The organism is Amycolatopsis camponoti (assembly GCF_902497555.1).
GTDB lineage: Bacteria > Actinomycetota > Actinomycetes > Mycobacteriales > Pseudonocardiaceae > Amycolatopsis > Amycolatopsis camponoti.
Genome location: NZ_CABVGP010000002.1, coordinates 3,335,168 through 3,347,447 on the forward strand (window position 1 = coordinate 3,335,168; position 12,280 = coordinate 3,347,447).

Below are 12,280 nucleotides of genomic sequence, written 5' to 3' on the forward strand. Positions count from 1 at the left end.
CTGGAATGAGTCAAGTTATCGGCGGCGTGTCACCCGGCCGGGTTTTCAAGATCAGGTCGGCGGGATCCGGTGGCGGGCGATCAGCTGGGCGGCGATGACGGTGCGCTGGATCTCGTTGGTGCCCTCGCCGACGATCATCAGCGGCGCGTCGCGGAAATAGCGCTCGACGTCGTATTCCTTGGAGTAGCCGTAGCCGCCGTGGACGCGGATCGCGTCCAGAGCGACCTGCATCGCGGCCTCCGACGCGAACAGCTTCGCCATCCCCGCCTCCATGTCGGCGCGCACCCCGGCGTCGAGCTTCGCGGCGGCGTCCAGCGTCAGCAGACGCGCCGCGCGCACCTTGGTGGCCATGTCCGCCAGCAGGTTGCCGACGGACTGGTGCTGCCAGATCGGCTTGTCGAACGTCTCGCGTTCCTGGGCGTACTTCACGGCGTCGTCCAGCGCCGCCTGGCCGACGCCCACCGCTCGCGCGGCGACCTGGACGCGGCCCACCTCCAGACCGCGCATCATCTGCGCCCAGCCCTCGTTCGGGGTGCCGCCCAGCACCGCGTCCGCGCCCACGCGCCGGCCGTCGAAGACCAGCTCGCACGCCTCGACGCCGCGGTAGCCGAGCTTGGGCAGCTTGGGGGAGACGGTCAGGCCGTCGCCGGGCTCGACGAGCAGGACGCTCATGCCGCGGTGGGCCGGGGTGGCGTCGCGGTCGGTGACGCAGAGCAGGCCGATGAGCCCGGAGTGGGCGGCGTTGGAGATCCAGGTCTTCGACCCGGTGATCGAGTAGCCGTCGCCGTCGGGGGTGGCGTGGGTGCGCATGGCCTGCAGGTCGCTGCCGCCGCCGGGTTCAGTGAGCGCCATGGTCGCCCGGATCGTGCCTTCGGCCATGGCGGGCAGGTACTTTTCGCGCTGCTCGGGCGTGCCGAAGGTCTTGATCAGGTAGGTGATCACGGAGTGCCCGCCGATGGCGCCGGCCAGGCTCATCCAGCCGCGGGCCAGTTCCTCGGTGACCCGGGCGAAGCACGCCGTGCTGACGTCGACGCCGCCGTGCTCGGCGGGGGCGAGGAGGCCGAAGAAGCCGAGCTTCTTCATTTCCTCGATGAGCTCGGCGGGGTAGATGTCGTCGGCCTCGAATTCGCGGACGCGCGGCCGGACGCGTTCGTCGGTGAACTCGGCCACGAGGGCCACGATCCGCGTCTCGTCGTCGGTGAGCGTCATCGCCCGATCCTAACGCGGACGGCGTACCGTACCCCGGTTCCCGATCACCCGCAGTCCGGCGCCGGAATCCCCGGAGGATTCAGGCAGACCCCGAAGTCCCGATGGGCACGAGTCGCCCCGATTCGTCCGTATCGACGTACTTTCGATGGCGAAGATCTTTTCGATTCCGGAGAAAGGAACCACAATGGCGAACAACTGGACCAGAACAGCCATCACGGTCGCGGCCGCCGCTTCGGCCGTTTCGCTGCTCGGCGCCGTTCCCGCGGCCGCCGCGGACGTCACCCGCCACTGCGTGCTGAACGCGGAAACCGGTGTGCAGCACTGTTCCACGGGCACGCAGCGCTCGCTCGCCCTCGCGGAGGCGGACGGCGACGTCGTGCAGGGCACGTTCTTCGACGGGCCCGACTACACCGGGAACTCGCTGACGATCACCGGACCCGAACTGTGCAAGAAGGACGGCTGGGTCAACTGGCAGTTCGACCTGGGCGACGACTGGAAGAACAAGATCTCCTCGGTGCAGCCGTGGGGGAACTGCTGGGTCTGGCTCTACCCGGAGCCGAACCTCGGCGGCGACCGCGACGGCCCGTTCAAGGAGAACACCGGCAACGTCGGGTCGTTCATGAACGACCGCACCCAGTCCATCGGTTTCAGCTGAGCGAGGAGTGATCACCATGACCAGCAAGCGAAACGCCTGGACGGCGGCGGGCCTCGGCCTGCTGACCGCCGCCGGCCTCGTGCTCACGGCGCCCGGCGCGTCGGCCGACGGCCAGCCCACCGCGCGGGAACTGCTCGACAAGTGCGACAACGGAACGGATTCGTGCGTGTTCCACCCGGCCGGCCCGCCGGAGGAGCACACCGGCGCCGGGCACCAGGTCGGGGAAGCGGCGTTCAACTGCACCGGCGATCTGCAGCGCAGCACGGTCAACTGGTCCGACACGACGGGCGAATCGAACAGTTTCGGCGTGTCGCTTTCCGCGGAATACGGTTTCTCGGAAGTGTTCAAGGTGTCCATCGAGACGTCTTACCAGCACACCTGGGAATCGTCGCACACCGAAGGGCAGGCGACCAACGTCGACGTCCGGCCCGGCGAAAAGGGCTGGGTGGAACGCGCGCCGAAGATGCAGAAGGTGCACGGCACCTACGAAATGCATTTCCCGGACAAGTTCTACGACCACTACATCTGGTACCAGGACTTCGACGCGGACGGCCCGGTACCCGGCTCGACCGGGGACATCACGCAGCACACCGCGCCGATGACCGACCAGGAGCGCAGCGAGCACTGCGGCTGACGGGCGCGGGCCCGGCCGTCGCCGCGCGCGGGGTGCGGCGGCGGTCGGCCCGCTCACACCCGGGAATCATTTCCGGCCGCCGGACGCTGGGACGGGTGTGAAGAAGATCGGTTTCCTCTCGTTCGGCCACTGGTCGCCGAGCCCGCACTCCGAGACCCGCTCCGCCGCGGACTTCCTGCACCAGTCGATCGACCTGGCGGTCGCGGCCGAGGAGCTGGGTGTCGACGGCGCGTACTTCCGCGTGCACCACTTCGCGCGGCAGGCGGCGAGCCCGTTCCCGCTGCTCTCGGCGATCGGGGCGCGGACCTCGAAGATCGAGATCGGCACCGGCGTGATCGACATGCGCTACGAGAACCCGCTGTACATGGTCGAGGACGCCGGGGCGGCGGACCTGATCTCGGGCGGCCGGCTCCAGCTCGGCATCAGCCGGGGATCCCCCGAGCAGGTGATCGAGGGCTGGCGCTACTTCGGGTACGCCCCCGCCGACGGCGAGACCGACGCCGACATGGCCCGGCAGCACACCGAGGTCTTCCTCAAGCTGCTCGAGGGCGAGGGCTTCGCCCAGCCGAACCCGCGGCCGATGTTCTCCAATCCGCCGGGCCTGCTGCGGCTCGAGCCGCACTCCGAGGGCCTGCGGGACCGCATCTGGTGGGGGTCGAGCTCGAACGCGACGAGCGTCTGGGCCGCGAAGCTGGGCATGAACCTGCAGAGCTCGACGCTCAAGGACGACGAGACGGGTGAGCCGCTGCACGTCCAGCAGCGCAAGCAGATCGAGGCCTACCGCGAGGCGTGGACGGAGGCCGGCCACGAGTGGGAGCCGCGCGTGTCGGTCAGCCGCAGCATCTTCGCGCTGACGAACGACCAGGACCGCGCGTACTTCGGCGGCGACCGCAACTCGCGCGACTAGGTCGGCATGATCGACGAGAACACCCGCGCGATCTTCGGGCGCTCGTACGCCGCCGAGCCGGACGAGCTGGTCCGCGAGCTCAAGGAGGACGAGGCGGTCCAGGCCGCGGACACGCTCCTGCTGACCATCCCGAACCAGCTGGGGGTCGACTACAACGTCCACGTGCTGGAGAGCATCCTGACCCACGTGGCCCCGGAGCTCGGCTGGCGCTGACGCCCATCCGGCCTGGTGGTGGCGGCCACCGGGCCGGGAGCGGTCAGCTGTGCGAAACGGTCAGGCCGTAGAACGCGACCCGCGCGCCCTTCGTCGTGCTGCTCGACGACGACTGGTTGTACGAGCCCGCCTTGAAGTACTGCTTGTACGCCTTGAACGACGACGGGATCGAGTAGTGGGTGACACTGCCGTTGACCGTCAGGTCGATGGTGTTGCCGCCCGAGATGCCGATCGTGTAGGTCCAGGTCTTGCCGACGGCCACGTGCCCGACGGTGTGCGACGTCTGGCCGCCGTCGGGGGAGTTCTCCGTGCCCAGCACGATGTCGCCGCTGGACCGGTAGTACAGCTCCAGCAACGGTTTCGTCGACGACCCGCCCGTGCCGAGGTGGACCTGGCCGACGCACACGTTCGACGTCACCGACACCACGCGCAGCGTCGCGTTCAGCTTGTGCGAGCCGCTCAGCGACCAGTTCGCGGCCGAGCCGTCGCGGTTCATCTCGCGCAGCTCGGACCGCGCGTAGTTCGAGTTCGGGGTGGTGACGCCCTTTTCCGGCGCCCAGAAGGTCATCGCGCCGTCGCGGGTGTCGGTGTAGAAGTAGCTGTCCTGGAAGCCGTTCGCGCCCTTGAGCCGGGACGACGAGATGGTGGTCGGCGAGCCGGGGGAGCCGACCGGCTCCTGCAGCTGCCAGATCCCCAGGTCGAAGTTGCCGCCCGGGGCGACGGTCGGGTCGGCGGCCGATGCGGGGAGAGCGGTGGCGGCGGCCAGTGCCGGGACCGCCAGCAGGACGAGCAGGGAACGCAAGCGCATCGAGGTGTCCTTTCACGATGTAAATGGTCTGGACAACCCGGCGGCGTGGGAAAACGGTAAGTCCCTGTTGGCGTCATGTCAAGGATTGACCCGCGAGCTACCGCGTCCCGTGATTCTCCGCCAGTGCTCCCGGGTACCACTCGGGTCCCCAAAGGGAGATGTTCATGCAGGTAGACGGACGTTCGGTGGTCCGGCGGGACAGCTGAAGTCGTGGTGGGGTGTCCTCAGCGTCAGCAGGTAGCCGTCCACCGCCGCCAGGGTGCACGGGGTGCGCCGGTAGGCACCGTGCCCCGAGCCTTCGTAGGTCAGCAGCGTGGTGTTCGCCGGCGCCTGGCGGTGGGCGTTCACGGCCCAGGCGTACGGCGTCGCCGGGTCGTAGCGGCTGGTCACCAGCAGGATCCGCGGGGCCAGGGGGATGCTGAGCCGGTGCGGCGGGTTCGCGGGCGGGCCGGCGACGCCGAGGCACGCGGCGGCTTCACCGTGGCCGATCGTGCTGCCGCGCATGATCGGCGACCGGCGCAGCTCTTCGGCGTGCATCGCCGAATACCGCGCGAACGTCGGCATCCGCAGGTCGAAGTCCTGGCAGACGACGGCAAGGCGGACCGCCTCGTAGTTGGGGGTGAACTCGGCTCGCACCGGCGACGTGCCGGCGGCGGTGTCGGCGATCACCCGGGCCACGTCGTCCCAGTCGGGGACGCGCATGTCCGCGTACACCTGGTCGCGCAACCAGTTGTGCGGGAACGGCATCCCGTCGGCGGCGATCTGGGCCCGCCGCCAGGTCGCCAGGACGTCCCGCCCGTGCAGCGCGCACGTCGTGGTGGCGGCGCACCACGCGGTGAACTGCCCGAACAGCTCGTCCACGGCGGCGGCCCGGTCGCCCACGAAGTGCGCGAGATCGACGCTGTGGTCGATGACGCCGTCCAGCACCATCGCGCGGACGTGGTCGCCGTACCGCTCGGCGTACTGCCGGCCCAGCAGCGTGCCGTAGGACGCGCCGTGGAAGCTGATCCGGTCTTCGCCCAGCGCGCGGCGGACGGCGTCCAGGTCGCGGGCGTTGGTGGCGGTGTCGGCGTGGTCGAAGACCGGCAGGTTCCGCGCGCGGCAGTCGGCGACCAGCTGCCGGTTGCGGGCGCGCAGCGCGTCGAACTCCGCCCGGTCGGCGGGCTCGTCGCCGGGATCGTCGGGCGTGGTCTCGCAGTCGATGTAGCCGGTGCGGCCGGTCCCGCGCAGGTCGAAGCCCACGACGTCGAACCGCGCCCGGATCTCCGCGCCGAAGTAGCCGGGGGACAACGGGATCTCCGCACCGGACGAGCCGGGGCCGCCGGCGTCGGCCAGCAGGACGCCGAGGCGGTGGGCGGGGTCGGTGGCGCGGTGCCGGGCCACCGCGAGGCCGATCGACGGCCCGTGCGGCCGATCCCAGTCGAGCGGCACCCGGAGCGTGCCACATTCTCCGTCGGGAACGCCGGGGTTGTCCGGGTCGTCCGGGCAGGTCGTCCAGGCGATCGGGGACGGCGACCACGTCGCGTCCGCGAGGGCGGGTGCCGCGCCAGTCAGCAGGAAAGCGCTTGCCAGGACAGCTCCGAACGCCCGCACGGTGCCCCCTCCACGTGTCGGTCCGCATCCGACCGTAGAACTCGCGTGGCCGGACCACAAGCGTTCGCGGGAAGGAAAAACCAACCGGTCGGCGGGCCCTGATCGTGCTTATGCTGACGGCCCTCGTCCTCTCTCGAAAGGGTCCCCGCCATGGAACAGCCCGAGAGCCAAGCAGTCGCTTCGCCGTCCGCCGACGGCGTCAACCGGCGAAGCCTGCTCGCCGGAGTCGGCGGTCTCCTGGCCGCCGGGGGAGTCGCTTCCGCGCTCGCCCCGGCCGCGGCGGCGGACCCCGCCGCGCGGCCCGAACGGAACCCGCGGGTCGAAGACCTGCTCCGGAAGATGACCCTCGCCGAGAAGCTCGGGCAGCTCCAGCTGGTCGGCACCGAAGACCTCGCGCGGACGTCGCTCGCGACCGGACAGCTCGGCGGGGTGTTCTCCGTGGTGGGCGCCGCGAAGCTGAACGCGCTGCAGAAGATCGCCGTCGAGCAGACCCGGTTGCGCATCCCGCTGATCTTCGGCCTCGACGTCATCCACGGCTACACCACGAACTTCCCGATCCCGCTGGCCCAGGGGTCGAGCTTCGACCCGGGCGTGCCGGCCGCCGACGCGACGGTGTCGGCGAAGGAAGCGCGGCGCAGCGGCATCCACTGGACCTACGCGCCGATGATGGACGTCACGCACGAGCCGCGCTGGGGGCGCATCGCCGAAGGCAACGGCGAAGACCCTTACCTGGCATCGCAAATGGCCGTGGCCAAGGTCCGCGGTTACCAGGGCGGCGACTACTCGTCCCCGGACCGCCTCGCCGCGTGCGCCAAGCACTTCGTCGCGTACGGCGGCGCGGAAGGCGGCCGCGACTACAACACCGTCGACGTTTCGCTGCAGCGCCTGCACAACCTCTACCTGCCGCCGTTCAAGGCCGCAGTCGAGGCCGGCGTCGCGACCGTGATGGCCAGCTTCAACACGATCAGCGGCGTCCCCGCGCACGGCAACGGCTACGTCCTGCACGACGTCCTCAAAGGCGCGTACGGCTTCGGCGGCTTCGTCGTCAGCGACTACACCGGCGTCGAGGAGCTGATCCTGCACGGGCTGGCCGGCGACGGCGCCGATGCCGCGGCTGCCGCGCTGCCGGCCGGCGTCGACATGGAAATGGTCAGCACCAACTACGTGAAGTACGGGGAGCAGCTGCTGGCCCAGCGGCGGATCACCCGTGACCAGATCGACGACGCCGTCCGCCGCATCCTGCTGGTCAAGGTCAAGCTGGGCCTGTTCGAACGCCCGTACGTCGACGAAGCCGGCGAGACGAAGGCGCCGTCCCCGGCCGCGCTCGCGGCGTCACGGCAGGCCGCCGGGCGGTGCATGGTGCTGCTCAAGAACGACGGGCCGGTGCTGCCGCTGGCCAAGTCGGTCGGCTCGGTGGCCGTGGTCGGCCCGCTGGGCACCGCGACCTACGACCTCAACGGCACCTGGGCGGGCCTGGGCACCGGCGCGGGCACGACCCCGCCGGTGACGGTGGTCGACGGGATCAAGGCCGCGGCGCCCGGGGCGTCGGTGACCTACACCGCGGGCTGCACCGTCGACGGGACCGACACCAGCGGGTTCGCCGCCGCTCAGCAGGCCGCCCGCGCGGCCGACGTCACCGTCGTCGTGGTGGGCGAGACCGCCGCGATGAGCGGGGAAGCGGCCGCACGGAGCAGCATCGACCTCCCCGGCGTGCAGCAGCAGCTCGTCGCGGCGATCAAGGAGACCGGGAAGCCGTTCGTGGTGGTGCTGGTCAACGGCCGGCCGCTGACCATCCCGTACCTGCACGACAACGCGCCCGCGATCCTCGAAGCGTGGGCACCGGGCGTGCAAGGCGGGCACGCGGTCGCGGACGTCCTGTTCGGCACGGTCAACCCGGGTGGCAAGCTGCCGGTGAGCTTCCCGCGCGCGGTCGGCCAGGTCCCGATCTACTACAACCACGAGAACACCGGACGTCCGGCCGACCCGAACAACCTGTACACGTCGAAGTACCTCGACCTGGAGACCGGCCCGCTCTACGAGTTCGGCTACGGCCTTTCGTACACGACGTTCCGGGTCGACGGCCTGCGCCTTTCGGACACCCGGATGTCGTCGCGCGGCGGCCGGATCCAGGTGAGCGCCCGGGTGACCAACACGGGTGGCCGCGCGGGCGACGAGGTCGTCCAGCTGTACCTGCGCGACCCGGTCGCGAGCATCGTGCAGCCCGTCCGGCGGCTGCGCGGCTTCCAGCGGGTCACTCTGGAGGCGGGTGGGTCGAAGACGGTCTCGTTCACCCTGACCCCGGACGACGTCGGCTTCTACGACAACGCCGCGAAGTTCCGCGTCGAGCCGGGGAAGATCGAGGTCTACGTCGGCACCAGCTCGGCCGCCACGCTGACCGCGAGCTTCACCGTGGGTTGAGGCCGAGGACGCAGGCCACCGGCGGATCGAGGTCGAGCGTCTCGACCCGCAGGCCGGTGAACCCCGCCTGGGTGAGCAGCTCCCGGAGCTCGCCCGCGGCCCTGGCCGTGGTGTCCCGGTTCGCGCCGGGGCACCGCGGCTGGGACGCGAGCGCGATGCGCCCGCCGGGACGCAACAGGCCACGCAGCTCGCGCAGCCGCTGCGGCGGATCGGGCCAGAAGCCGGACGAGTTCACGGCCAGGACGGCGTCGAGCGGCTCGCCGAACGACGGCAGCCGGTCCACCGAGGCGTGGATCAGCTCGATCCGGCCGGCCGCGGCCCGGGTGCGCTTGGCCGCGCGCCCGACCATGACCGCGGAGTGGTCGACGCCGTAGACGCGGCCCCGGGTGGCACGCGCGGCCAGTTCGCCGAGGGCGATCCCGGGCCCGAAGCCGACTTCGAGCACCCGGTCCTCGGGCCGGACGTCCAGCAGTTCCACCACCCAGACGTTCCGCCGCCGGTTCGAGGCCCGGTGGGCCATCACCCAGCCGGCGATCCGTCCGCCGACGCCGTGGGGGCGGTGGAACTGCCCGATCATCCGTTGCTTGAGCCCGGTCTTCACCATGCCGCGAGTCAACGGCTTCAAGTACGCTCGAAGTCAATGTCCGAGGAGCTGCTGACGATCGGCGAGCTGGCCCACCGCACCGGCGTGGCCACCTCGGCCCTGCGGTACTGGGAAGAGCAGGGGCTGCTCCCGGCGCCCGCCCGGGTCGCGGGCCAGCGGCGTTACCCGCTTTCGGCCGTCGAGCTGGTCGGCGAGATCCTGATCTTCCGCGAGGTCGGCTTCAGCCTGCGCGAGCTGAAGACGCTCATGGACCTGCGCACGTCGGCCGCGCCCGGCTGGCGCGAGCTGCACGAACGCAAGCTCGCCGAGCTCGACCGCCGGATCGCCCGGGCCCAGGCCGCCCGCACGGCGATCGCGCACGGCCTGGCCTGCCCGCGCGAGGACGTCCACGACTGCCCGAACTTCCGGCGCGGGGTCGCGGCCCGCCTGGCCGGAGCCTCCCTGGAAGAAGCCCACTCGCACTGACGACGTGTCGTCCAGCTGTGTACGCGTGTCGTCCGTCCGTCCAGGTACGCGTGTCGTCCGTTCCGGGGCGGTCAGCGGACAGTGGCCGGGGCGTCGGCGCCCAGCGCGCGGGTGAACGTCTCCGGGATCCGGACGTCGTCGCGGCCGAGGTCGTGGACGCTGCGGTGGCCGAGCGCCAGCAGCGTCGAGTCGATGCCGTTGCGCAGCACGTCGAGGACGTTCTCCACGCCGGCCTGGCCGTTCGCCGCCAGGCCCCAGAGGTACGCGCGTCCGATGAGGACGGCCCGTGCGCCGAGGGCGAGCGCCTTGACGACGTCGCTGCCGCGCCGGATACCGCCGTCGAGCAGGACTTCCACCTGGTCGCCGACCGCGTCCGCGATCGCCGGGAGCGCCCGGATCGTCGCCGGGGTGCCGTCGAGGTTGTTGCCGCCGTGGTTCGACACCGAGATCGCGCTGACGCCCGCGTCGACCGCGCGCCGGGCTTCGTCGACGCGGATGACGCCCTTGAGGAGGAACGGCCCGTCCCACTGCTCACGCAGCCACCGGACGTCGTCCCACGACGGCGGCGGTGTCTGCATCCACTGGCCGTACGCGCCGAAGAACGTGGGGACCGGCGTGCCGGGCTCGGCCATGTTCGGCACGCTGAGGTCGGGCAGGCGGCGGGTGCGCGCGTAGTCCAGGAGCCAGCGCGGGCGGGTCAGGCCTTCGGGCGCGAACCGCAGCAGCTCGCGGAAGGTGAGCTTCTCGGGGATGTGCGGGCTGCCCCAGTCGCGGCTGTGGGAGAACGACCAGTCGAGCGTGAGGATGAGCCCCACCGCCCCGGCGCGCCGGGCACGGTCCACCCGGGCGAGGATGTCGTCACGGCTGCCGGTCCAGTAGATCTGGAAGAACGTGTCCGGGTTGGCGGCGACGACCTCTTCGATCGGCTTGCCGGCGAAGGAGCTCAGGCCGATCGCGGTGCCGCGCGCGGCGGCGGCCCGGGCGACGGCGACCTCGCCGTCCGGGTGCACGGCCTGCACACCGGTGGGGGAGATGACCACCGGCAGCGCGATCTCCCGGCCGAGCACGGTGGTGCCGAGCGCGCGTTCGCCGGAGTGCCCGGCGGTGCGCGGCGCGAAGGTCAGCTCGTCGAACGCGTCGAGGTTGTCCTTGAGCGTCAAGCCTTTCTCGGAGCCGGCGATCAGCGCGGAGTAGACGGACGCGGGCAGGCGCTTCTTCGCGCGCCGCTGGGCTTCGGCGATGGATTCGAACCAGGTGTCGGTCATCGTTTTTCCTCACGGTCGACGCGCAGGGGGCGCCAGACGATCTCGGGCAGGACGGGTGCGGGGGTCCGGTGGGTCAGGCAGCCGGCCCAGACGCCGGCGCCGTAGGCGATGTCGTCGGCGAGCGCCGCGGCGGTGTAGCGGACGGGGTCCAGGGCGGGCCGGTCGGCGAGCCACCGGGTCAGCGGCGGCCCGAGCAGCAGCGACGCGACGGCGGCGCGCCGTCCCCACCCGCGTGGCACGAGGAGCGCGGCGAGGACCGGCGCGGCGAACTGCGTCCCGTAGCGGCCGGCGCCGAGCCAGGTCTGGTGCACGGCGGTGCCCATCGCCCGGACGAGGCCATCGGTGGGGATGTCGTTGGATCGCAACGTTTTGAGCATGCCGAGGACGGCACCGCCGAAGCCGGCGGATGCGAGCAGCGGTCGCCGGGCAAGCAGCGCGGCGACCGTCAGGGCCGGCCACGGGTGCAGGACGAGGGGTGAGAGGTTCCCGGGGTGGCGCTTCGCGAGCGGGGCGGCCGAGGTCCCGTAGCGCGCCCGGCGTCCGAGGAGCGCACGCCAGGTCGTGGGTTCCAGGTGGTCGACGTGGACGTCCGGGGCGTACCGCACGCGACGGCCCGCGGCGTGCAGCCGCCAGACGAGGTCGACGTCCTCGCCGACCCGCAGCTCCGGATCGAACCCGCCGACCTCCACCAGGGCGCTCCGGCGGGCGACCAGCGCGGCGGTGGGGACGTACGACATCCGGGTGCGGGGTGCGACGCGCGCGGGCCGATCACCGAGGTCGAGACCGCCGGCGGCGGTGGTGTACCGGCCCGCCGCGGTGTCGGGGGCCAGGGCGCGAACCCGCGGCGCGACGGCGGCGAGCAGGGGATCGGCGAAGTGGGCGGCGAGCCGATCGGCCCAGTCACCGGCCGCGACGCAGTCACTGTCCACAAAGGCCACGAGGTCGGTTTCGACGTGGTCGAGAGCGGTGTTCCGCGCGGCCGCGGGTCCACCGTTGACCTCCCGGCGTACGAGCTTGGCCCCGTGCGCGGCGGCGGTCGCGGCGATGGCGGCGGGATCGGCCGAGCCGTCGTCGACGACGAGCACGGGGTGCCGGCCGTCGAGCGCGGCCAGGCAGCGAGCCAACGGCCCGGGCCGATCGAGGACGGGGACGACGACGGTGAGCTCCGCGGGCGCGGCCGGGTCGGGCGGCAGGGGATGGGCGAAGCCGGCGTCGGTGAGCCGCCGGGCGAGGGTGCCGGTGGTCGCGGAGCTGACGGGGCCGCGGGCGAGTTCCTGCCAGGCTTTTCGGCCGGCTGGGGTGAGGCGGAGGACCCGGGCGGGGGAGCCGCCGAACCAGAGGTCTTCGCGGAGGGGCTTGGTGTCCTGGTCGAGGGTGATCCGGAAGCCCGGGGGCAGGGGAGTGGTCACGGGGTCGGCCCTCCGACGAGACGCGTGGGCCGGACGGCCGGGTCGAGAACGGTTCGGAGGCCGCCGGGACCGGAAGTCCCGCCCGGCAGCCGGATGCCTG

At 71.8% G+C, this 12,280-nt stretch carries 10 protein-coding genes and 1 pseudogene; 5 read left to right on the top strand and 6 right to left on the bottom strand.

Annotated elements, in window-relative coordinates; translation table 11 throughout:
- Positions 1–51: 51 nt before the first annotated feature.
- Positions 52–1,209 carry an acyl-CoA dehydrogenase family protein gene (locus tag AA23TX_RS35750; protein ID WP_155547102.1) on the bottom strand — a complete coding sequence of 386 codons (1,158 nt, stop codon included), beginning with the start codon at positions 1,207–1,209 and terminating at the stop codon, positions 52–54.
- A gap of 184 nt (positions 1,210–1,393) precedes the next feature.
- Here AA23TX_RS35750 and AA23TX_RS50530 point away from each other — a divergent pair, with 184 nt between their 5' ends.
- From AA23TX_RS50530 to AA23TX_RS35765, 3 genes and pseudogenes are all read left to right on the top strand, one after another.
- Complete coding sequence (locus tag AA23TX_RS50530; RefSeq protein WP_230862919.1) at positions 1,394–1,864, top strand: peptidase inhibitor family I36 protein; 471 nt, start codon at positions 1,394–1,396, stop codon at positions 1,862–1,864.
- Positions 1,865–1,880: 16 nt separating this feature from the next.
- On the top strand, positions 1,881–2,498 hold the full coding sequence (locus AA23TX_RS35760; protein ID WP_196425672.1) for a hypothetical protein: 618 nt from the start codon (positions 1,881–1,883) through the stop codon (positions 2,496–2,498).
- 97 nt (positions 2,499–2,595) lie between these two features.
- Positions 2,596–3,618 (top strand): annotated as a pseudogene (locus AA23TX_RS35765) (LLM class flavin-dependent oxidoreductase).
- 43 nt (positions 3,619–3,661) lie between these two features.
- On the opposite strand, the gene AA23TX_RS35770 reads toward AA23TX_RS35765, so the two are convergent.
- Together AA23TX_RS35770 and AA23TX_RS35775 are read right to left on the bottom strand one after the other, a co-directional pair.
- Positions 3,662–4,426 (bottom strand): polysaccharide lyase family 7 protein, encoded by a 765-nt coding sequence (locus AA23TX_RS35770; RefSeq protein ID WP_155547103.1) that lies wholly within the window; start codon positions 4,424–4,426, stop codon positions 3,662–3,664.
- A gap of 162 nt (positions 4,427–4,588) precedes the next feature.
- On the bottom strand, positions 4,589–6,019 hold the full coding sequence (locus AA23TX_RS35775; protein ID WP_155547104.1) for an alpha/beta hydrolase: 1,431 nt from the start codon (positions 6,017–6,019) through the stop codon (positions 4,589–4,591).
- 150 nt (positions 6,020–6,169) lie between these two features.
- Between AA23TX_RS35775 and AA23TX_RS35780 the strand changes: the two genes are divergently transcribed.
- Entirely contained in the window at positions 6,170–8,437 is a 2,268-nt protein-coding gene (locus tag AA23TX_RS35780; protein WP_155547105.1) for a glycoside hydrolase family 3 N-terminal domain-containing protein, read from the top strand.
- Here the strand turns inward: AA23TX_RS35780 and AA23TX_RS35785 are convergent.
- Positions 8,424–9,041 (bottom strand): class I SAM-dependent methyltransferase, encoded by a 618-nt coding sequence (locus AA23TX_RS35785; protein WP_196425673.1) that lies wholly within the window; start codon positions 9,039–9,041, stop codon positions 8,424–8,426. The two genes, AA23TX_RS35780 and AA23TX_RS35785, sit on opposite strands and share 14 nt — an antisense overlap.
- A gap of 36 nt (positions 9,042–9,077) precedes the next feature.
- Between AA23TX_RS35785 and AA23TX_RS35790 the strand changes: the two genes are divergently transcribed.
- A complete protein-coding gene (locus AA23TX_RS35790; protein ID WP_155547106.1) occupies positions 9,078–9,506 on the top strand; it encodes a MerR family transcriptional regulator in 429 nt (142 codons plus the stop codon).
- A 71-nt stretch (positions 9,507–9,577) separates the two neighbouring features.
- On the opposite strand, the gene mftD is transcribed toward AA23TX_RS35790, so the two are convergent.
- Both mftD and mftF read right to left on the bottom strand, forming a co-directional pair.
- Positions 9,578–10,771 carry a pre-mycofactocin synthase MftD gene (mftD, locus tag AA23TX_RS35795; protein ID WP_155547107.1) on the bottom strand — a complete coding sequence of 398 codons (1,194 nt, stop codon included), beginning with the start codon at positions 10,769–10,771 and terminating at the stop codon, positions 9,578–9,580.
- Positions 10,768–12,180, bottom strand: coding sequence for a mycofactocin biosynthesis glycosyltransferase MftF (gene mftF, locus AA23TX_RS35800; RefSeq protein WP_155547108.1), 1,413 nt, complete (start codon positions 12,178–12,180; stop codon positions 10,768–10,770). The genes mftD and mftF overlap by 4 nt, the downstream gene beginning before the upstream one ends.
- Between the last annotated feature and the right edge of the window lie 100 nt (positions 12,181–12,280).

Bases quoted from the DNA above. Each gene is read 5' to 3' on its own strand.
- AA23TX_RS35785 (WP_196425673.1), bottom strand. From the start codon at position 9,041: ATGGTGAAGACCGGGCTCAAGCAACGGATGATCGGGCAGTTCCACCGC.
- AA23TX_RS35760 (WP_196425672.1), top strand. From the start codon at position 1,881: ATGACCAGCAAGCGAAACGCCTGGACGGCGGCGGGCCTCGGCCTGCTG.
- AA23TX_RS35790 (WP_155547106.1), top strand. From the start codon at position 9,078: ATGTCCGAGGAGCTGCTGACGATCGGCGAGCTGGCCCACCGCACCGGC.
- AA23TX_RS35780 (WP_155547105.1), top strand. From the start codon at position 6,170: ATGGAACAGCCCGAGAGCCAAGCAGTCGCTTCGCCGTCCGCCGACGGC.
- mftD (WP_155547107.1), bottom strand. From the start codon at position 10,771: ATGACCGACACCTGGTTCGAATCCATCGCCGAAGCCCAGCGGCGCGCG.
- AA23TX_RS35770 (WP_155547103.1), bottom strand. From the start codon at position 4,426: ATGCGCTTGCGTTCCCTGCTCGTCCTGCTGGCGGTCCCGGCACTGGCC.
- AA23TX_RS50530 (WP_230862919.1), top strand. From the start codon at position 1,394: ATGGCGAACAACTGGACCAGAACAGCCATCACGGTCGCGGCCGCCGCT.
- AA23TX_RS35750 (WP_155547102.1), bottom strand. From the start codon at position 1,209: ATGACGCTCACCGACGACGAGACGCGGATCGTGGCCCTCGTGGCCGAG.